The following is a 19248-nucleotide window of genomic DNA, read 5'->3' as shown; positions in this document are numbered from 1 at the left end:
ATTCCTCATGTTTGTAACTACCACGTGGATTTACGGTCTTGGCGGTAGAAAGTGACTATTAAAACACTGGAATTATAACGAGTTATAAAACAAATTTAAATTTGCTTGCACTTTTGTTCATTAATAACCGTTATTCAGCCAGACTATGTGTTGGGTAATTTTCGTCATTCTGAGTGATATTACTGGTGCCAGATGGAGATTTTTCAACCACCGGCGAAAACTTTAACAAACGCCCTTCTTCTTCGTCCGTTAGTATATAAATTGCACCGTCGGTGCCCACAATGACGTCGCGTAATCGCTGATTAATAGTAGCAAATATTTCCACAACCTGTATGGGGTTTTGTCTTAAATCTAATGCATACACCGCTTTATTTTTTAGACTAGTCACAAGCAACATGCCGTTTAACGCGGGGAACATCTCGCCGTGATACATTGCCATACTCGACGGCGCGATCGACGGCGTCCAATTGAATACGGGTGCAATCATTCCGGGGTACTGCCGAAACGGAGAGATACGCGCGCCAGAATAGTCTTTGCCCAATGTCACAACTGGCCAGCCATAATTTTTCCCCGCAGACAGCAAGTTTATTTCATCGCCACCATCAGGGCCGTGCTCATTGAGCAGTAGCTGCTGTGTTTTATCGTCGAACAATAGCCCTTGGGGATTGCGATGCCCCAACGTATAAACATACTGTGTTTGCTTATTGTGGCTTGAGAAAAACGGGTTATCTGACACCGGTTCACCTTGCATATCAAAGCGTAGGGTTTTACCTAACTCGCTTTGCATCACTTGCGCTTGCTCACGATAATCAAAGCCGTCACCGCTGCTCAACAACAAGGTATGATCCGGCAATACAATTAACCGTCCCCCATAATGTACCGGTGTATCACGAAGAGGGCGCACCGAAAATATCTCGGTGACGGTAGGAGATTCAATATCCAGTATGACCTTAGCAACCTTTAATGTATTAGCACTGGAGTCGCCTGCTGAGTATGTAACAAATACCGTTTTAGAGGTGAGGTAATCCGGCGCAAGTGTAACGTCGAGCAGGCCGCCTTGGCCCGCAACATACAAATCATCAATAGGCAGAGCAATACGCTTTTTCGGGTAACTGGCATTCACCAAAACAAGATGGCCGTCTCGTTCTGTGATGAGCCAGCCGCCATCGGGCAAAGGCGTGGCCGCCCAAGGGCGATGTAACTTACCAACGACCTGATGTTGAAAAAAGTCGCCGGTGAGGGTGACTTCGGCAGAGGCAGAGGCAGACACACCCCCAACCCACAAAAAGAGCATCAAACTGACAATTTTACGCACAATAAATCCCAACTACTGGCATACTAAAAGTTGGCTGATCGTTATTAAATTTTCTGAGCTTAACAACAACTTATCCAAATTATATTATTCAACACTATTGAGCCAAATGGCCTTTCATGTCTATGATACACGGAGTCTTAACTATTGTAGATATTTTATGCATCGCCCGGCTTCTGCTTTCAACGTGTTTTTACTGTGTTGGCTTATCGCATTTTCGTTAGCCAGCATCAGTCACACCTACTTTGTCTTGCAGGCATTGCATGAAATTAATGTCAACATTAGTGTGTCTGAGCGCGTATTTATGATGATCTCTGATTGGTGGGGCTTACTGCCGGGCTATGGCGCCGCCATAGCGGTAACTCTAATCCTCGCTTGCGTCGCTGCGCGCATCTTCACACGGTTATTAAAACTCCATCAACGCTCTTTTGGTACCGCATTACGCATGATACTGGGCTTTACGCTCGGAGGCCTCGCTATGCTCGCATTACTTTTAGCAATGAAGCCCATTCTCAACGTTACTTTAATTGCCGGCGCCCGCACACCAGCCGGCCTGTTATGCCAATGTTTAGCCGGAGCCATTGGTGTTTTACTCTTTGTTGAGTTGCTTTCACCAATCCGATTCATAAAGTCTAGAAATGCATCAAAATAAGACCAATTCAGTTTTGTGATGAATTGAATACAAAAATTGAATGATAAAAACGGTTTTTTCGTATTGGGATCTGCCGATCCCGCCAATATAATATTGTTATCCAGAGAGTAAAATAGGTAGTTAGCATTCTGCTTCTGCATATTTTTTAACGCTCAAATTGTGTGTGAGTACACACTTTCATAATAAGAAATCCAGTTAACCCTCAGCGGTCAGACTCGAACAAACCAACTCAAACTTGGCACCTTCATTCACTCACGTGTTCAGCACAGGTAGTTTGAATGAACTTGTCTACATATATAACCGAAAGGATCTAAAATGAAGACATCTATAACCTTTTTATTGGTTTTACTGATCACCAGTTTCCAAGCATCAGCGCAAAATCACTACTACGCCGTAGACTATATTCACGGTGAGGGAGAAGTAGACGGCATTAAGATTGCCTACCAATACGCCATAGACGACTATTTACCTGAGACATGGCCGGTGTCGGTAGTGATGGAAACCAGTATGAATTTCTGGGAGTACGGTGAGCACGACAAACATGATTCCAATGTAGTGTTGGCTATTTCACCTATTGTTCGTTACCCATTTGCTCAAGTTGGGCAATATCCGCTAGAAGCGGAACTGGGTATTGGGGTATCGCTGATAAATGATACCCACTTTGCAGGTAAAGACGTGTCTACTCATTACCAATTTGAGGACAGAATCGGTGTAAGCACCCACTGGGGACCAAATAAAAAGTACCGAATTGCATTGCGTTACCTACATTATTCAAATGCAGGTTTTAAAAAACCCAATCCCGGACTAGACTTTATTTCATTATCATTCAGTCAACGAATTTAACCTTTCGCCCACGCTCAGTGGATGTTGTGCAAGGACGCACTTTTTCCGACTTTTGAAAAAGTGCGTCCTTGCACAAACCAGTGTCGAGTTTTGTTGGCGAACCACACCAACGACAACATCACAGGCACTTCAACCAGTACCCCGACAACGGTTGCCAACGCCGCACCAGAATGCAGTCCAAACATACTGATGGCAACCGCCACGGCCAGTTCGAAAAAGTTAGATGTACCTATCATACATGCCGGTGCGGCGACACTATGAGACAACTTAAGTCGCTTAGCCAACCAGTAAGCAATAGCGAAAATGCCATAGGTTTGAATAAGTAAAGGAATGGCAATCAACACGATGGCTTCAGGTTGCGACAGAATAGTTTCAGATTGAAAACCAAAGAGCAGCACTACGGTCGCAATCAAGCCGATAATCGACCAAGGTTTCATGGTTGCTAAAAACTGTTCTAGACCTTGATGATCATCGGTTTTATCTAATGCTTTTCGCGTTATCGCTCCCGCCAATAAGGGTATAACGACATACAAAACCACACTCAGTAATAAGGTGTCCCAAGGCACTGTTATATCTGTGACGCCCAACAACAATCCTGCCAGCGGCGCAAAAGCGAATATCATTATCACGTCGTTTATTGAAACTTGTACCAATGTGTAATTAGCATCGCCTTTAGTGAGCTGGCTCCAAACAAAAACCATTGCAGTACACGGAGCAACACCCAACAAAATCATTCCAGCGATATACTCAGTCGCCGTTTGAGGATCGACCCAATCAGCGAATATACCCTTAAAAAACAACCAGCCCAATAGTGCCATAGTGAAAGGTTTTATCAGCCAGTTAATCACTAGCGTAAGTACCAAACCTTTGGGCTTTTGGCCTACGTCTTTAATCGATGAAAAGTCTATTTGCACCATCATCGGATAAATCATGAGCCAAATCAGTACCGCGATCAGTAGATTCACATGAGCAAATTCCCACTCTACAACCATAGCAAACCAAGACGGTACGAGACTCCCAGCACCAATACCCACAAGGATCGCAAGCCCAACCCATACAGAAAGATAACGTTCAAACAACCCCATTTACTTTGCTCCCAAGTTAGCCAGTGCTGTGCGTAATTCACTATTCGTCAAACCTTGCTTAGCAATCGCGACTAACTCTTCGACACGGCGTGAAACTTCTGCGATACAAGCGCGAAACCCTTCCGCTTTTTGGTCTTCTGTACCTTCAATTTTCGATGGGTCTTCCAACCCCCAATGTACCTTGATACTGTTGCCAAACCACACTGGGCAAGCCTCACCGGCTGCTGAATCACACACAGTAACAACCACATCGGCTTCAAAGTCTTCAAATTCATCCCAAGACTGGCTTTTTAACCCAATGCTACTGATCCCCGCTTCTTCGAGGTATTGGAGAGACAACGGATGGACTTGCCCCGATGGCTGACTGCCAGCACTTTTAGCTTCAAGTACGCCTTGCCCCAGGTCATTGGTAATCGCCTCAGATAAAATGCTGCGGCACCGATTGTGAGTACAAATATATAAAATTTTCATGGGTGTTCCTGCTCGTGATGGTCGAGTATCAACAACATTGGGTTTGAGAGGTATCGCAGGCCTTTAATTTAGCGAGCGCCTTTGATATGTAATCTTGGTTATGTGTCGCGGTGGTTTGAATTACGTCCATCGCCCATTTGGGAAGTTGAGGGTGCAATTGGTAGTAAACCCACTTCCCTCGCCGTTCGCCATGTACAATACCGCAATTCCGCAACTCCGCTAGATGCCGCGATGTTTTTGGTTGGTCGAGTTCAAGAGCAACCATCAGGTTACATACACACGCCTCGCCATTTTCCGCCAGCAAAAGTAATGATTTTAGACGAGTATCATCGGCCAGACATTTATAAAACTTGCAAGGATTTAGCATTCGTTCAGCACTACATATACGAAATAACACATATGTGAAATTTCACATGTATCGATGTAGATGTCAACATAAAGACATAACAGGTTAGCGCTCAGCGACTTTCGGTAAACGCCCTTTTGCCATCACTTTGAAGCGGGTCATATCGAAAATCATCGAGTACACCTCGTTGTTTTCAATGTAAATAACAAACAAATTGCCGTCAGAATTAAGACTCGATTCGATGACCTCTGAATGACCTGTTAACACTTCAGTGTAACGAGAACCGTCAACCCTACTCACCGCCAATATACTTTGGTCCTTGTTGTCTAACAGGCCATCTTGATTAGTATCTTTGTTAATGACGTCGTAAGACATACCAAAGACTCTAGCCGATTCGTTGTAGCTGCCAATTTGCAGGGAGGTGATATCAACCACAATCTGATCGACAGTGGCAAACAACCACCGAGCCTTGTTCGTTTTGGTATTGATAAACAACACATTCTTTGCACGTGTTGGTGTATAACCACTACCGCCGCTGAACATTTCAAAACTATGATGTCTGTCTCGCGTATCTACGCTTAACTTCTCTGATTCAAGGGGGATGTATTGGTAATCGGTATCGCCAATCGAGCGACCATACCCTAACTGCCAATTCTCTTCTTGCTTGTTGTCTTCGGCGAGATTCACTGGTGCGGGAACATGGCGAGGGCCGTCAATAATGTCTCCTACTAGCGCAACGAGTAGCATTACCGCGGCAATAACAATACCAGCGAAAATCGCTAAGCCATTCACATTCCAGATAAATTTAAATAGGTTATCCGTTTTCATTTTCATTTTCATTCATCCATAGTACGTCCTAGGTTTACTCTATCTTAAACCTTATGGTTTGTAACTGAATGATTAACGGAAAAATAGCACTCCATCAGGGTTAGAAATCCGTACTGATGGAGTGAGTATTGTGAGAGCTTACTGAGCGCGTGAAATCGTTATTTCGCCCAACTCCCCTTCTTCGGGCACAACAATAGATTGTTGCTTAAGTCCATCGAGATTAAGGGGTATTTTCTGGTAGGTGTGACCGCCGTGTTCGCGTGCAGCTTCAATATGTAAAATGAGTTCAGACTCTTTCACCGGTTGACCAAATTCATCTAGGCCATCCCAAGTCAGCGTGAGTGGATGATATTTACGCGTTGCGCCAGCAAAACCGTCTATTAAGGCTTCATTACTACGCCCGACTTTTCGCCACCAAACGCGTAGCTCATTAAGCCATCGAGCACTGTCGCCACGAATACTTAAGCTTTTCACCAAATGTTGTTTTTTATCCGACAACCACACCGAGGCATAAGGTCCGCGATAATCAGCAACATTAAAACGAGGGAAAGTCACCGTTAGCTGTAAAATATCATGTTGTTTTGCGTCGCCGCCCACAACGGCGGTAAAGCCGTTACTGGTATACACACGTTGTTGTTGGTCAACCAAACGCAAAAACTGCTGCTCTGCACTGTCCACATATTCAAACGATACGCGCGCTGGTTTTACTGCGGCCAAATGCGCAAGAATACTGGCTTCCACTACATCAGCACTCAGCGCTTGTGCGCTGAACACAGCCGCAGGCCACCCATCACTCTGGTCTAACACGCCTTGTTCTTTTGCCCCATCAACCACAGCGCGAGTCCACGGTGTTATCGTCACACTGGCAATGTTAATCAACGCTTGAGGAACAGACTCACCCGTTGCAACGCTTTGGTATTGCCAAGGTTTATTGTGTTCATCAACATTAACAACGGCATTGTTCAGTGATACTTGATAACGTGAGAGTTGCACAGTATCGCTAAGGTATTCTTGTACTCGTTTCAGTGCTATCGCATCAGCAAATGGCGTTAAGTCCCACACCACCGATGAATCGGCTTGCACTGACGATAACGCCTCATCGAGAGCCACTTGAGCAATACGTGACGCGCGTGCCAGTTTACGTACCTCACGGCGTTCAAGCTGGCCCTTATTATCAACATATGCATGCCAATAATCGTATAACGCCCCATTTCTGCAGCTTACATTGCCTTCAGTACGCAAATGCCAACGCTCACACGTGGCCAATGCAGCATATAACCAAGAGGGAAGTGATTGCCGCTCACCGCGGTTCAGTTGACTAATAACACTATCATGAGCTTGTCGATCCAGTGCCATTAGCGTGTTTTCAACTAATGTCTGCACTTGTTGCTGCTCGGGTTCATCAAGTGCTTGCGCAGAGTGCAACACTAACGATTTCGGCCCGTTTTGACCTCCACCACCCAACGCTAAGGTATAAGTTTCTGCACTACTCGGAAAAACGGCAGCCACGAGGGCTGCCGTTAAGAAAACAAAGACTACTTGTTTCATTCGGTACGAACCTGTGCCGTTTGTCCCTTGTTGTCTTCAGCTTTATCAGCAGGCTGAGGGGCACGTGGTGCAGGCTCTGGATCTGCCAATGTAATAGCGCCATCACCATCAGTGTCGTAGCGACTAAAACTGCGGAAGCCTGATTGCATGTATTCGTTGAACGTCATTTTTTGATTTTCATCTTTATCAAGCACACCAAAGCGCACATAAGTTTGCTTGATCTGACCTTCATAGGTTTTTTCAATTTGCTTATCGAGACGATCTTCAAACTCAAGTACGTATTCTTGTTCGGTCAATTTACCGTCGTTATTTTCATCGGTACGCTCGAACTGTGCTTTACGTACAGCCAAGTATTCTGTTTTATCCACGCTTTCGTCACCATTGGTGTCGTAAAGGGCCATAAAACCTTCAATATTGTGGCTTGTTGGCATACGTAACATAGGGCGTTGACGCAATGTCGGTTTTTCAGGCTTTTTGTCGGCATTGTTGCTCGACCAAGGTTTAGGCTCTGGGTCGCTCGCTAGAATCACACCATCTTTGTTTGCATCCATGTGATCAAAACCACGCTCACCAACGGCGTTCACTTCATCAATGGTAATAAAACCGTCGTCATTTTTATCAACGGCATTAAAACGAATGTGGGTTTGTTTGACCGAAGCAGCGCGATCCGCCTGCAAACGTTCAGTCATTTTACCTTCCCACTCATAAACATATTCACTTTCGTCAATAACACCGTCTTTGTTGGTATCGGTAGCATTAAAACGCGCACGGCGCGCGTCGACGAATTCTTCAAGCAGCAACGCTTGGTCGTTGTTCAAATCGTAAGTCAAGATAATGCCACTGGCACTGTGCGGTGCGGCATAAGCAACTTGAAACGCGCTAGTCAGCGCGATGGCACATAAAGTTAGTGAACCCAATTTCATGAGTCGTTCTCCGGTTAATTATTAGTAAGCTTCGACTGTAAGTGTGGTGGTGTAGCTGTATTTCGGCACCTCAGCGTCTGCCGGTGCGGGTCCCTTCTTACGTACTTGTAGTAAGTACACACCTTGTTCCTGTAAGGTAAATGAGGCTTCGCCTTGGCTATTGGTTGTAACGGTTAGCGCATCAGACTCTTCTGAAAACTGGTCTTCTGCTAAAAACACTTTGATTTCCTGCTCTGCAACAGGCTCTCCGTTGAACAAAACATCTACAGTAAATGTGTCGCCGTTAAACAACCCATTCGGGTGAACTTTTGGATAGAACTCCAAACCTTCATTTTTCGGTTTTAATACCACATCATTGGGCGCTTTATTGCTCACGTAAGTCGTGGCATACGTGAGTGATTGAAAGTGATCAGTTAACACTGCACCTTCAGGCAAAGGAGTGTCATTGCCTCGAACAGAGCCTCGCTCACCGTCTTTTTCGTAAACGCGAAAAATTACTCCCAAACGCTTACCCGTAGAAATTAGATAGGTTCCTTCGTCGGTAAGCTTGTGCTCAAGTACATTACGCGAAGTCAAATTCACAACTTGATCAACTGGCTGCACAACACCTTTAGGAGTAACCACTTCAAATTTCGCGTTGCTAATAGCCACTTCTGGCACAAAAAACTGCTCAGCAAATGACGCATCAAGGCTAATGGTATCGCCTCTCACTGGCTCGAAATTCAGGGGTTTAAGGTAAGGAGTATGTGCTAAGGCGATGGTACTAAAGCTTCCCGCCAGCAAAGTTGCTAAAAAACGTTTCATTATTTACTGATCTACACGACAAAAATAGACGTTAATATTATTGCAAACAATAACCATTATCAATAGTATTGGCGTCAATTCAGGCGAGCGAAGTGGTCGTGTTTTTAGCTCTCGCCTACACCAAGGCTTATCCACTCCATTCTGAGAATCGTCTTTATCAATGATTGCTTTGTCGGTATAAAATACTGAATTACTAAGTGAGTGGTTATAATTTTCGATAGCGAGGGGGCATCACTTCCCTGTACTATTGGTAGCAAAATAGAAAGAACTTGAGTCATGCGAATTTCGTTGGGTAGCGCCAGACAATGGCATTGGATTAGTGCCGCAGTGTGTTTGGCTGGTATGTTTATGTTTGCCATAACCGGTATCACGTTAAATCATGCTGCCGATATCTTTATTGAACCGGAAAAACAAGAGGTTGAGCAAACCCTCCCCTCCTCGTTAATGGATGAATTACAAAATCTTGATGACGAGAGCCACGCCTTACCTGAGCCAATCAGTCAATGGCTGGCGTCTGAATTTCACATTCAAATTCCCAGTAATGTGGTAGGCGAATTCGACGGTATTGAATTCTATTTTGCCTGGCCTGGTCCGGGACGAGACAGCTGGCTGTCGTTAGATACAGAAACCGGAGACTTGCTGTATGAAAGCACAGACAGAGGCTGGATTGCCTATTTCAATGATTTGCACAAGGGCCGCAACACAGGTGCACTATGGGCTTGGGTCATTGATATCTTTGCTGCGTTTGTCATTATTTTCAGCATCACTGGGTTACAACTGCTAATAAAGCAAGCGCCACATAAGTCTTCAACGTGGCCGATTACGGCTTTGGGGATCCTTGCTCCGGTTGTCATTCTGTTACTCTTTGTGCATTAGGGGTACCAGTGATGACCGAAAACCAAAAAGCCCTATTCGCCTTTGTGTTGTGTGCAATCTACGTTGTTTGGGTAGCGCGCTTACTATGGCGATACTATGCCCCCAAATGGAAAAAGCGCCACTTTGAACAAGATACCGTGCTCATTGCATACGCAAGCCAAACAGGCACTGCGCGCCGCCTAGCAGAAAAGAAAGCCGCCACTATTGGTAAAAAGCAAAACGTTACTTTGTTGTCGTTAGCCGATTTAAGCGTCAGTAATTTGAGCAATGTCTCCAAAGCCTGGTTTATTGTGAGTACCTATGGCAATGGCGAACCACCCGATAGCGGTCGAAAATTTGCCAGAGATATACAAAACCAGCAACTCCCGCCAACTCTTTTGCAACGGCTCGAATATGGCGTCATCGCACTTGGTGATAGCCGTTACCCGCATTTTTGTGCCTTTGGTGAGAACTTGTACGATTGGTTAAAAAACTTTGGTGCAATCCCATTTCAAGCCATTGAAAGAGTTGATCAGTCGAATCCCCACCGCAGCGATGTTACAGAAGTAAACCAGTGTCGTATCGTCAACCGCGAACAACTCAATGAGGGAAAGGGAAGAGAGTTATATATGGTAGAACTCGCCCCTGTTGACGAACCTTGCACCTGGGAAGCTGGCGACATTGTCGACATAGAGCCTCAAAATAGCCTTCAGGATATTCAACGCTGGTTAGGCGCGCACCAACTCGACGGAGAGTTACCAATGTCAGGCTCAACTAACCAAACACTGGCGACCTTAATTAAACACCGTCAATTGCATAAGCTCGACACCAACAGAGATGTTCAAGAGCAAGTGCTGAACCTGCCCTACTTACCTGTTCGCAGCTATAGTATTGCTTCCGTCGAACAAGAGCCGACACACAGTAACCCACACATTAAGCTTATTGTGCGCAAACAGTATCGCGAAGATGGACATCCCGGGCTAGGGTCTGGTTGGTTAACCACATTTGCCACTGCCGAGGATATGTTTGCAGTGCATATTAAACCTAATGCAAGCTGTCATATTGCCATTGACGAAGCACCAATCATTTTAATTGGTGCGGGTAGTGGTATAGCGGGAATACGTGCTCAAGCATTCAAACGGTTAATGAGTAACAGTCGTGCTGCCATTTGGATAATGTATGGTGAACGATCTCCAAGTGAAGATAACGTGATCGACAAGCTACTTCCCGACACGTTAAAACATGACAAGCGTTTGCGTATTGATACCGTGTATTCAAGAGGAGACCGCCCCGCCTATGTACAAACATTGCTCCTTCGAAACGCTCAAAACATTCAACAAATGGTTGAAGCAGGCGCGCACATTTATGTCTGTGGCAGTTATCAAGGCATGGGGCAAGATGTGCATCAAGCATTAATCGATGTGTTAAGTGCCGACAACATACAACAACTTATCGACACTCATCGCTATCACAGAGATGTGTATTAACTTAAAACGCCCATAGAATTGGGCGTTTTTACAATATTTTTTGCTATAAAAATCGCCAATGAAAGGCGATTAGGCTTGAAGTTTAAAATCTAACTGTACGAGCTGACTGGTTGCCACTGTGGGCTTACCATTTTCAAACTTAGGCGCATAACGCCAGCCTTTCAACGCTTCTTCTGACTCACGTTCAAACTTTTTCCCGCCAGAAGACTCAAGCACCCGGACATTCTCAACAAACCCCGACTCTGAAATATCAAACTCCATTTTTACCCAACCTTCTTTACCTGAGCGGGCGTAATCAATGGGGTACTTGGGCTCTTTTCGATACAAAGGCGTGGGCGTAATATCGTCTTTCCAAGGAGTCATTTGCCCGATTGCCACGCAATGTGCTGTGGCATTCTCGCTATCGCCCTCGTCCTCATATAAGCTCACTAACCGCGCATGGGCAGCCAGCTCCCAAGGATGAGAAAACGACAGGTTTTCATCCAAAATACTCACTACGGCATTAAACCCTTCGATTGCCTGATTTTTGCGCCCTTTAGATTGGTATAAGGCCGCTAGAATAAACTGCATTTCTAACGATTGCGCCGTTTCTTTGCCGTACTCTTCGTCAACCTTGGCTTGTGCCTCTTCGACGAAATCGATAGCCCGCCCAAGTGAAAACGGAATGGTACCGATAGACAGCAATGTTTTAGCCGTATTGTAGTAAATCCCCGTTGCTAGCTCAGGGTTTGCTTCGATCACATCATTGGCGTTGAAGAAGAGCTTTTTAAGCGCTCTGTGTTGGCGGTCAGTTCTGTCTTTAAAGCGATATCCCGCGTCTTCTAGCATCGACAGTACGGTAAGTTGGAGTGTGATAAATTCAACCGACTCCTCGCCATACTCATCATCGTAGATATCTTCAACGTCCATAAACACATCATAGGCCAACTCGTACTGTTTGCTCTCTGACAGCATATTGGCGTAAGTAAGAGCCAAGTTGGTGCTATTCGTCGAAGAGGCACCAAACTTTTGCGCGCCTAATTCATAAGCTTGCTTAGCCAGTGGCAATGCTTTATCCAAGTCCTTTTCTGCATACGCAGCTTGAAACGCGTGATAAACACTAGAAAAATCCGCTTGAGCAAATGACGCAGAAGAGAGAGTTAGGCCAGTTGCTAATAAGAGGTGAAGAGAAAGTTTGTTCATTGATTCCTTCCAATGCAATTTTGAAAATTTTGAATTTGCCCCATTTAATCCGTTAACACTAGCACAAAAAAAAACCCTGAAACAAGTTCAGGGTTTTGCATTTTTGCGTCACTGTAGGTCTTTAAGAAGACAATTCCGCAGCTAATCTGTCGCTGGTTTGCTTTTCAGACTCAACAAACTTTTTCCATTGTTGGGCCATACCACGACTCGACTTATGCTTTTCTGCTTCCGCTAACTCGTTCAGCGCTAGGGCGTATTGCTTCTTGTTGTAGAACGCCATGCCTTTCACCAAGTGCGTTACACCTGGGTTACGCAGTTCGCCTTTCTCTAGTGCGCGATCAGAAGCTTGAATGGCATCATCCCATCGTTCTAGGTTCAAGAAGATTTGTGCTAACTGTGCATCAAGCTCGCCGTCTTCTGACAATTCAGCCGCTGCCATCATAGCTGGCACTGCCTTGTTTTGTTCTTTGGCTAAGGTCCAGCTTTGGCCTAAGAACTTCAAGTTGCGCAAGTTGCGTTCGAGAACACCGTCTTTCATTGCTTGTTCCATCAACAAGGCGCCTTTGTAAGGAGCTTTGTGATAGTAATAAAGCTGAGCGAGGTTAAAGATATCCGCTGCAGACTCTACAAAGCCTTGCTGATAAGCCGTTTCCATCATGGCTAACTGCTTTTTCTCTTCACCAAGCTCACCGTACATACCTGCAAGTTGGATCCAATACTTAGGCTCGTTGTACAACTGCACCATCTTGATCAGTACGTCGCGTACTTTTTCTGGCTGCTTCAGTTCATAATAAATCGCACGTTGCAGAATCAACCATCCTTCGTCAGGCAACATGCCTTCCTCTTCGTGACCTTTAATGGCCGCTGTGATGTTCTTTTCTGCTTCTTCGTACTGCTTATTCTGATAATACGCTTGTGCTTTTATCACTAAGTTCTTGGGGGGCACTTTGCCAGTATTTAGGCCGTCCCAGCGGTCTAAGAACTTAATCGCATCGGCGTAGTTACCTTGCATCAAATGAAGCTGAGCCAAGCTAAACAAGGTGCTCATTTCAAATGATTCAGGGATAGGCTGTTGCGCCACCACTTGCTCAAAAGATGCAAGGGCATTGTCGTATTGCTCAGCGTTGTAGTAGATAAACCCGTAAAAGTTGTACATCATGGCTAGCTCATAACTATTCATTGAGCTGGCTTTGTCTTTCACGTCATCGAGGATCTCAATAGCCCCAGGGATGTTATCGGCATCCGCTTGAGCCTGAGCGCGAGCAAGCTGCTCATACACTTTTGAACGCAAAGCTGGCGTACGGCGAGTTTTCTTCTCACTGGCTTTTTCTTGGGCCTGAACTTCAGGCGAAAATGCCGCAGAGACTAACACGCCTTGTACACTGACTGATGCGAGTGTCAACGCTGCTAACAGGTGTTTTGATAGTCTTAGTTTCATACTTTCATTACCCGTCGATTTGGAAAGTGATACGGTTTTGAACGCCTGATACTTCAGTCGGTTCACCATTCACCACACGAGGTTTGTATTTAAACTTAAGTGCTGCATCAATAGCGGCCTGTTCAAAAATACCTTCAGGGCTGGCTTCAACAACAATCGGGTCACGCACTGCACCCTGTTTGTTTACCGTAAATTCAACAATCACGAAACCTTCAATACCACGCTGTAACGCACGACGTGGATACACAGGTGCAACCTTAACGATTGGCAAGTATTCGCCATCTCCCGACTCTAGCGCTAAGCCGCCATCGAGTGATACGTCATTACCCACATCTGATGAAAAGTCCATGCTAGTGCCAGAGGCATCTGGCGACGGCGAGTCCATCTGAGGTTGCTCCATTTGTGGAGGCTGTTGTTCTGGCTTAGGTGGCTTCTTAGGTTTACGATCTTTCTTCTCAACCGTCTCTTCCTGTTTCACCCGCACAAAGTCAAGAACGCTTCCTTTAGGCGGCTCAGTGAGTGCACTGCCGCCCATTTGTATTAACGATTGCATCAGGAAGAACAACCCTAGGGTTATTGCTGCTGATGCAATGATTGCGATGAGAAATCGTGGCATAGCTTACTGCTCTTGCGCTGCAATCGATACGTCGTACACACCAGCGGCACGTGACGCGTCCATTACTTTGATCAATGTTTCTGTAGTCGACTTTTTATCAGCCTGAATCACTACAGTGCCCTGTGGGTTTTCAGCGTGCAAACGCTCAATGTTTGCCTGAACCGCACGTACATCGATGCGACGCTTGTTGATCCAAATCTCACCTTTGTCCGAAATCGCGATCAAAATATTCGCGCGATCCTTCTGCACGGCGGTGGCCGCTTCCGGACGGTTTACATCAATACCCGCTTCTTTTACAAAAGACGCCGTTACGATGAAGAAGATCAACATGATGAATACCACGTCGAGCATCGGTGTCATATCGATGTTCGCTTCTTCTTCGTCTACCAGGTTTTGAAAATGCTGCTTCATAATAAGTACCTTACCTTAACGCCTAAGCATTAACGTTGAATTGTCAGTGCATCTTCGAGATGCGTTCGCTCAGATTTCACCATGCGGTTTAACCAAGTAGAGGCAAATACTCCAGAGAGTGCGCCAACCATACCGGCCATGGTGGGGATTGTGGCTTTCGAGACACCCGATGCCATCGAACGAGCATTACCTGAACCTGAAATAGCCATTACGTCAAAAACTTCTATCATCCCGGTTACCGTTCCCATCAAACCCAGTAGCGGACAGAGTGCTACCAAAGCTTGAATAATTGGGATACTGCCGTTGAGTTGCATCGTCAGGTTAGAAATCACCTTTTGACGAATTTGCTCAGCGTTCCAAGACGAGCGGTCGTTTCTGGCTTTCCAGTCAGCAACCGCTTGCTTCTTAAAGTTCTTGTGCCAAATCAGCAAGTACAGCGCGCGTTCGAGGATCAAAAGCCACATGACGAATATCAGCAAACCGATGACCAGGAGTACCTGGCCTCCGGTTTCTGTAAAGTCGCGAATTGCTTCGAGAAACTCGATCATGATAATTAGCCTTTCTCAGCGCGCTCAGCAATTACACCTGCCGCTTGTTCTTGCAGAATGTAAACAATGTTTTTGCTACGTGTATTCAGCATGGCGTAAAGCAAGGTTGTAGGGATAGCAACAACCAAACCAAGTACTGTTGTTACCAATGCAGTAGAGATACCACCAGCCATCAGTTTAGGGTCACCTGTACCGAACAAAGTAATGGCTTGGAAGGTGTTAATCATACCCGTTACTGTACCTAGTAGACCCATTAGCGGAGCCACAACAGAGATAATCTTAATGATGGTCAGGTTACGGCCTAATTTAGGTACTTCTGCCAAAATCGCTTCTGTTAGGTGAAGTTCAAGTGCTTCGGTATCCGCTTGAGGATATTTCTCTTTCACTTTCAATACACGACCAAGAGGGTTGTTTTCTTTTACTTCAGAAGACTTAAGCTGACCATTTACTTTCACGCGGATAAGCGTCAATGTCACCAAACGTTCGATTGAAAGTAGCAAACCAAATGCACCTACAATCAGGATGATGTAACCAACCACACCACCTTGCTCAACACGCTCTTTCAACGTAGGCGCTTGCACCAACAAACCTAGGATTGAACCACCTGTAGGGTCAACACCAAACTGTACCAATTCACCGTTTGAGCCTTGAAGCTCTGCCGCTGACTCGCCGTAACGACCTGGAGGTTGACGAAGTAACTCAGCAACCGTGCCGGTTACACCGTTGTAATCAAGGTATTTGCCGTCAGCAACCAAAGCGAATGGACCAACACGTACCACTTCTTTGCTTACTTTCGCACCGCCCGCTTCAACAACGTCGGTAGTGAACTTAGTCACTTTGCCTGACTCAGTCATTTCGCGCTGCATTTCGAACCATACTTGCTCAATCTCTTCGATTGACGCTAGCTTAGAGCTTTTACCCATGGCTTGTGCCATTTCGTCTAGGAACGCAGAGCGACCAGAGATTTGTGCAGAAACCATTGAGTTGTAGAATTTGTTTTTAGTGTCGCCAGCCACTTGCTGAAGTACACCAAACAACTCTTTCAATGAACCTAGACGGTTTTCAAGGGCACCGTTTAAGTCAGCCAGTTTAAATTCGTTTTCTTCGAACTGAGTTTCTAAACGCTCAGACGTTTTCAACATGTTGTCGCGTGTTTGTTCAGTTTCTTTCAAAATGCGGTCTTGTTCTGAACGCTTTTGAACGAACTCAGCTTCACGGGCTTTGTTTTGTTGTGTTTGCGCAAACTTGCCTTCTTCTAGTTGCTTAAGCAACGCATCTAGGTCAAGGGCGCGGTCGTTTTGTGCCAGAGCACCGAAGCTCAATGATGCAGCAGCCAGACCAGCGGCGATAAATTTAATCGATTTAAACATGTCTCATTAACCTCTTAGTCTGTAATCGCAACTGGTAGCATTAGCAAATCAGGTGCAAGCTGCTTCTTCGCCATACGCAAACCTTTGGTTATTTGCGTGCGGTAGCTGCTGTCTAGCTCTTCCCACTGACGAGTTTGCTTGTTCCAAACACCTTGACGGCTTGCATCACGAGTTTGATAAATCAAAGCAGTACGACCAAGACGCAAGAACTCAACGTCGCGCTCTTGTCCGTCAATAGTGTGAATACCAGAGTAAGCTTCTAGTGTGCGACCGTAGTCCATTTCTACTTGGTACGCTTCCATCACACGACGGAATTTCTCAGAGGCCGCTACGTCTGCGCGATCCATCATGATTTTAAGGTCTGTAATACGGTTCTCACGTTCTTCAGGTAAGAAAGGTACGTCCAAAGCAATGAACTGCTCTAGGCCGTCAATCATGCGCATCATCAATGGCGTAATTTGACGCTCGATAACCGATACTTCGTCAATCGCTGCGTTTAGGTCAGCCATTTCTTGTTCTTGGTTAGCAATCTGTTTACGCAACTGTGTGTTGTAAACTTCAAGACCCTCGATTTCCTTATTCAGGGTTTTAAACGCTTGAAGTTTGCTATCAATTTGATCAGTGATTTTATTGATTTTTGACTGTGAATCCGCAGCAGATTGGTTGATCTCGCTGGCGGTTTTGACTACGGGCTCTAGCGCCTTGTCATCCTGGGCTAGCGCAGCTGCTGAAAGCATCGCTGTAGACACCAGTAACATGTTGAAAAGCTTCATACATTCAAACCTTTTTATTGAAAGAAATCGGTATTGCCGACCACTAAAAAACTGCGCGTAGGATAGGAGTTTTCTATGACAGTTTTATTACATAACTGTCATATTCGATGGTTCTTGTCACAATTGGCGGCTGTACAAAGTGCAAACAATGATGAGATTGGGTTGGTAGTGTGCAAAGCGCTACCACGCTGGATTCCCGCAAAGCGCGAGTGCATGGGCATTACAGGAATACTGCTGTATTTTTTTAGGTCGTTACCTTGAGTGAGAACACAAAAAGTGAAGTGAATTGTGACATTTCTATGAAATTATTCACTGTGCCGAAGTAGGCATGGATGAGAACAAAGGTTGCGAGCGCTTATTGATAAGCAACTCGCAATATATACCGCTTTTTATCTGTAAAGGTCGACGTGTGTTATGACAAGGTCGCTAACGCTTTACCCGAATATTCTTCTAACTCGTCCATGCGGTTGTTTTTGATCTTGTTGGCCCAGTTAGGGTCTTGCAACAATGCACGGCCCACCGCGACTAAATCAAATTCACCGGCATCAAGTCTGGTCAGCAAATCGTCGACAGCGCGCGTTCCAGAATCTTGCCCTTTAAAGGCGCCGAAGAAATCATCATTTAAACCCACAGACCCTACCGTAATGGTAGGCTTGCCCGTAATTTTTTTGGTCCACCCTGCTAGGTTCAATTCACTGCCTTCAAATTCGTTTTCCCAATAACGGCGTTGAGAACAATGGAATATGTCGACACCCGCTTCACTTAACGGCATCAAGAAAGCTTCAAGCTCTTGTGGCGTGGTTGCCAAGCGCGCGGTGTAGTCTTGCTGTTTCCACTGTGAGTAACGCAATACAATGGGGAAGTCAGGTGATGTCGCGGCGCGAATGGCTTTGATAATTTCAACCGCAAAACGCCCGCGGTTTTCCATACTGCCGCCCCAGCTATCAGTACGTTGGTTAGTACCTTCCCAGAAAAACTGATCGATCAGGTAGCCGTGAGCACCGTGAATTTCAATGCCGTCCATACCAATTGCTTTAGCATCAACAGCGGCTTGAGCGAAAGCTGCAATAACCGCTTCAATGTGCTCAACAGACATAGGTTCAGCACCTTGTTTACCGGGCTTGAACAAACCTGAAGGGCCAGCGCTAGGTAACTCAGGGAAAGGGGCTTTGTCAGCAACGCGAGCCATGCCCACATGCCATAACTGAGGCATGATTTTGCCACCAACACTGTGTACTTCATCAACCACATGCTTCCAACCCGCTAACGCCGCTTCGCCATGAAAAAGCGGAATGTTGGCGTCCATTGTCGCGACTTTGTCGTTCACTGTGGTGCCTTCAGTGATAATCAGGCCAGTGCCGCCTTCGGCACGCCTTTTGTAATAACCCGCCACATCAGAAGTGGGTACACCGTTGGGCGAAAATTGGCGCGTCATTGGGGCCATCACAATACGGTTTTCCAAAGTTAGCTTGTCACTTTGATACGGCGTAAATAGAGAAGTATTAGCCATTGTATTCCCTTTGTTATAAACAGTTGGGTAGAGAGGAAAAGGAAAATACTAATGAGCCGAAAAGGGATGTCAATTTGATAATGCTGATAGTGCGTTATAACTACCATTAACTCAGACAAAAAAGGCTCCCGAGGGCTGTCTCTTGATCACAAGTCAGCCTCAAGAGAACGGGCCAAATCGTAACCTTCAAGGATGGTTTGTAGTTTGAACCATCCTTCCCATAGGGCTTTTATTGACGCCTTGCCT

The 19248-nt window shown here is 45.6% G+C and carries 21 protein-coding genes; 5 read left to right on the top strand and 16 right to left on the bottom strand.

Annotation, left to right across the window (positions count from 1 at the left end; genetic code table 11):
* Positions 1 to 130: 130 nt before the first annotated feature.
* Entirely contained in the window at positions 131 to 1315 is a 1185-nt protein-coding gene (locus ACXAH6_RS07685) for a PQQ-dependent sugar dehydrogenase (protein WP_474876073.1), read from the bottom strand.
* Positions 1316 to 1472: 157 nt separating this feature from the next.
* Between ACXAH6_RS07685 and ACXAH6_RS07680 the strand changes: the two genes are divergently transcribed.
* Positions 1473 to 1964 carry a hypothetical protein gene (locus tag ACXAH6_RS07680; protein WP_474876072.1) on the top strand — a complete coding sequence of 164 codons (492 nt, stop codon included), beginning with the start codon at positions 1473 to 1475 and terminating at the stop codon, positions 1962 to 1964.
* Positions 1965 to 2279: 315 nt separating this feature from the next.
* On the top strand, positions 2280 to 2807 hold the full coding sequence (locus ACXAH6_RS07675; protein WP_474876071.1) for an acyloxyacyl hydrolase: 528 nt from the start codon (positions 2280 to 2282) through the stop codon (positions 2805 to 2807).
* A gap of 14 nt (positions 2808 to 2821) precedes the next feature.
* On the opposite strand, the gene arsB is transcribed toward ACXAH6_RS07675, so the two are convergent.
* The 7 genes from arsB to ACXAH6_RS07640 form a co-directional block, all read right to left on the bottom strand.
* Positions 2822 to 3892: an ACR3 family arsenite efflux transporter gene (gene arsB, locus ACXAH6_RS07670; protein WP_474876070.1), complete on the bottom strand. Its 1071-nt coding sequence runs from the start codon at positions 3890 to 3892 to the stop codon at positions 2822 to 2824.
* Positions 3893 to 4363, bottom strand: a complete 471-nt coding sequence (locus tag ACXAH6_RS07665) for an arsenate reductase ArsC (protein WP_474876069.1) — start codon at positions 4361 to 4363, stop codon at positions 3893 to 3895.
* Positions 4364 to 4391: 28 nt separating this feature from the next.
* On the bottom strand, positions 4392 to 4730 hold the full coding sequence (locus ACXAH6_RS07660) for a metalloregulator ArsR/SmtB family transcription factor (RefSeq protein ID WP_474876068.1): 339 nt from the start codon (positions 4728 to 4730) through the stop codon (positions 4392 to 4394).
* Between the two features lie 84 nt (positions 4731 to 4814).
* Positions 4815 to 5543: a hypothetical protein gene (locus ACXAH6_RS07655; RefSeq protein WP_474876067.1), complete on the bottom strand. Its 729-nt coding sequence runs from the start codon at positions 5541 to 5543 to the stop codon at positions 4815 to 4817.
* A 132-nt stretch (positions 5544 to 5675) separates the two neighbouring features.
* A complete protein-coding gene (locus ACXAH6_RS07650; protein ID WP_474876066.1) occupies positions 5676 to 7085 on the bottom strand; it encodes a DUF2271 domain-containing protein in 1410 nt (469 codons plus the stop codon).
* Complete coding sequence (locus ACXAH6_RS07645) at positions 7082 to 8008, bottom strand: EF-hand domain-containing protein (protein ID WP_474876065.1); 927 nt, start codon at positions 8006 to 8008, stop codon at positions 7082 to 7084. Before ACXAH6_RS07645 ends, ACXAH6_RS07650 begins: the two co-directional genes overlap by 4 nt.
* A 21-nt stretch (positions 8009 to 8029) precedes the next feature.
* Positions 8030 to 8812 (bottom strand): DUF4198 domain-containing protein, encoded by a 783-nt coding sequence (locus tag ACXAH6_RS07640; RefSeq protein WP_474876064.1) that lies wholly within the window; start codon positions 8810 to 8812, stop codon positions 8030 to 8032.
* A gap of 276 nt (positions 8813 to 9088) precedes the next feature.
* On the opposite strand from ACXAH6_RS07640, the gene ACXAH6_RS07635 reads away from it, so the two are divergent.
* Together ACXAH6_RS07635 and ACXAH6_RS07630 are read left to right on the top strand one after the other, a co-directional pair.
* Positions 9089 to 9688, top strand: a complete 600-nt coding sequence (locus ACXAH6_RS07635) for a PepSY-associated TM helix domain-containing protein (protein ID WP_474876063.1) — start codon at positions 9089 to 9091, stop codon at positions 9686 to 9688.
* Positions 9689 to 9699: 11 nt separating this feature from the next.
* Positions 9700 to 11154: a flavodoxin domain-containing protein gene (locus ACXAH6_RS07630; RefSeq protein ID WP_474876062.1), complete on the top strand. Its 1455-nt coding sequence runs from the start codon at positions 9700 to 9702 to the stop codon at positions 11152 to 11154.
* A gap of 69 nt (positions 11155 to 11223) precedes the next feature.
* On the opposite strand, the gene ACXAH6_RS07625 is transcribed toward ACXAH6_RS07630, so the two are convergent.
* The 7 genes from ACXAH6_RS07625 to ACXAH6_RS07595 all read right to left on the bottom strand — a co-directional run bounded on the left by ACXAH6_RS07625 (position 11224) and on the right by ACXAH6_RS07595 (position 17492).
* Entirely contained in the window at positions 11224 to 12336 is a 1113-nt protein-coding gene (locus ACXAH6_RS07625; RefSeq protein WP_474876061.1) for an energy transducer TonB, read from the bottom strand.
* Between the two features lie 121 nt (positions 12337 to 12457).
* Positions 12458 to 13774, bottom strand: a complete 1317-nt coding sequence (locus ACXAH6_RS07620) for a tetratricopeptide repeat protein (RefSeq protein ID WP_474876060.1) — start codon at positions 13772 to 13774, stop codon at positions 12458 to 12460.
* Positions 13775 to 13781: 7 nt separating this feature from the next.
* Complete coding sequence (locus ACXAH6_RS07615; RefSeq protein ID WP_474876059.1) at positions 13782 to 14390, bottom strand: energy transducer TonB; 609 nt, start codon at positions 14388 to 14390, stop codon at positions 13782 to 13784.
* 3 nt (positions 14391 to 14393) lie between these two features.
* Positions 14394 to 14801 carry an ExbD/TolR family protein gene (locus ACXAH6_RS07610; RefSeq protein ID WP_474876058.1) on the bottom strand — a complete coding sequence of 136 codons (408 nt, stop codon included), beginning with the start codon at positions 14799 to 14801 and terminating at the stop codon, positions 14394 to 14396.
* 29 nt (positions 14802 to 14830) lie between these two features.
* Entirely contained in the window at positions 14831 to 15349 is a 519-nt protein-coding gene (locus ACXAH6_RS07605; protein ID WP_474876057.1) for a MotA/TolQ/ExbB proton channel family protein, read from the bottom strand.
* A 5-nt stretch (positions 15350 to 15354) separates the two neighbouring features.
* Entirely contained in the window at positions 15355 to 16719 is a 1365-nt protein-coding gene (locus ACXAH6_RS07600) for a MotA/TolQ/ExbB proton channel family protein (RefSeq protein WP_474876056.1), read from the bottom strand.
* A gap of 14 nt (positions 16720 to 16733) precedes the next feature.
* Positions 16734 to 17492 (bottom strand): DUF3450 domain-containing protein, encoded by a 759-nt coding sequence (locus tag ACXAH6_RS07595; RefSeq protein ID WP_474876055.1) that lies wholly within the window; start codon positions 17490 to 17492, stop codon positions 16734 to 16736.
* A 75-nt stretch (positions 17493 to 17567) separates the two neighbouring features.
* Here ACXAH6_RS07595 and ACXAH6_RS07590 point away from each other — a divergent pair, with 75 nt between their 5' ends.
* Complete coding sequence (locus tag ACXAH6_RS07590; RefSeq protein ID WP_474876054.1) at positions 17568 to 17753, top strand: hypothetical protein; 186 nt, start codon at positions 17568 to 17570, stop codon at positions 17751 to 17753.
* Between the two features lie 151 nt (positions 17754 to 17904).
* Here the strand turns inward: ACXAH6_RS07590 and ACXAH6_RS07585 are convergent, their stop codons facing one another.
* Complete coding sequence (locus tag ACXAH6_RS07585; RefSeq protein ID WP_474876053.1) at positions 17905 to 19002, bottom strand: NADH:flavin oxidoreductase; 1098 nt, start codon at positions 19000 to 19002, stop codon at positions 17905 to 17907.
* Positions 19003 to 19248: the final 246 nt, after the last annotated feature.

The organism is Alteromonas sp. ABE4_545 (assembly GCF_056161325.1).
This window is presented reverse-complemented; position numbering and strand designations above follow the sequence as displayed.

Excerpts from the sequence above, each read along its gene's own strand:
- ACXAH6_RS07680 (WP_474876072.1), top strand. The coding sequence starts at position 1,473 with ATGCATCGCCCGGCTTCTGCTTTCAACGTGTTTTTACTGTGTTGGCTT.
- ACXAH6_RS07675 (WP_474876071.1), top strand. The coding sequence starts at position 2,280 with ATGAAGACATCTATAACCTTTTTATTGGTTTTACTGATCACCAGTTTC.
- arsB (WP_474876070.1), bottom strand. The coding sequence starts at position 3,892 with ATGGGGTTGTTTGAACGTTATCTTTCTGTATGGGTTGGGCTTGCGATC.
- ACXAH6_RS07665 (WP_474876069.1), bottom strand. The coding sequence starts at position 4,363 with ATGAAAATTTTATATATTTGTACTCACAATCGGTGCCGCAGCATTTTA.
- ACXAH6_RS07660 (WP_474876068.1), bottom strand. The coding sequence starts at position 4,730 with ATGCTAAATCCTTGCAAGTTTTATAAATGTCTGGCCGATGATACTCGT.
- ACXAH6_RS07655 (WP_474876067.1), bottom strand. The coding sequence starts at position 5,543 with ATGAAAATGAAAACGGATAACCTATTTAAATTTATCTGGAATGTGAAT.
- ACXAH6_RS07650 (WP_474876066.1), bottom strand. The coding sequence starts at position 7,085 with ATGAAACAAGTAGTCTTTGTTTTCTTAACGGCAGCCCTCGTGGCTGCC.
- ACXAH6_RS07645 (WP_474876065.1), bottom strand. The coding sequence starts at position 8,008 with ATGAAATTGGGTTCACTAACTTTATGTGCCATCGCGCTGACTAGCGCG.
- ACXAH6_RS07640 (WP_474876064.1), bottom strand. The coding sequence starts at position 8,812 with ATGAAACGTTTTTTAGCAACTTTGCTGGCGGGAAGCTTTAGTACCATC.
- ACXAH6_RS07635 (WP_474876063.1), top strand. The coding sequence starts at position 9,089 with ATGCGAATTTCGTTGGGTAGCGCCAGACAATGGCATTGGATTAGTGCC.
- ACXAH6_RS07630 (WP_474876062.1), top strand. The coding sequence starts at position 9,700 with ATGACCGAAAACCAAAAAGCCCTATTCGCCTTTGTGTTGTGTGCAATC.
- ACXAH6_RS07625 (WP_474876061.1), bottom strand. The coding sequence starts at position 12,336 with ATGAACAAACTTTCTCTTCACCTCTTATTAGCAACTGGCCTAACTCTC.
- ACXAH6_RS07620 (WP_474876060.1), bottom strand. The coding sequence starts at position 13,774 with ATGAAACTAAGACTATCAAAACACCTGTTAGCAGCGTTGACACTCGCA.
- ACXAH6_RS07615 (WP_474876059.1), bottom strand. The coding sequence starts at position 14,390 with ATGCCACGATTTCTCATCGCAATCATTGCATCAGCAGCAATAACCCTA.
- ACXAH6_RS07610 (WP_474876058.1), bottom strand. The coding sequence starts at position 14,801 with ATGAAGCAGCATTTTCAAAACCTGGTAGACGAAGAAGAAGCGAACATC.
- ACXAH6_RS07605 (WP_474876057.1), bottom strand. The coding sequence starts at position 15,349 with ATGATCGAGTTTCTCGAAGCAATTCGCGACTTTACAGAAACCGGAGGC.
- ACXAH6_RS07600 (WP_474876056.1), bottom strand. The coding sequence starts at position 16,719 with ATGTTTAAATCGATTAAATTTATCGCCGCTGGTCTGGCTGCTGCATCA.
- ACXAH6_RS07595 (WP_474876055.1), bottom strand. The coding sequence starts at position 17,492 with ATGAAGCTTTTCAACATGTTACTGGTGTCTACAGCGATGCTTTCAGCA.
- ACXAH6_RS07590 (WP_474876054.1), top strand. The coding sequence starts at position 17,568 with ATGACAGTTTTATTACATAACTGTCATATTCGATGGTTCTTGTCACAA.
- ACXAH6_RS07585 (WP_474876053.1), bottom strand. The coding sequence starts at position 19,002 with ATGGCTAATACTTCTCTATTTACGCCGTATCAAAGTGACAAGCTAACT.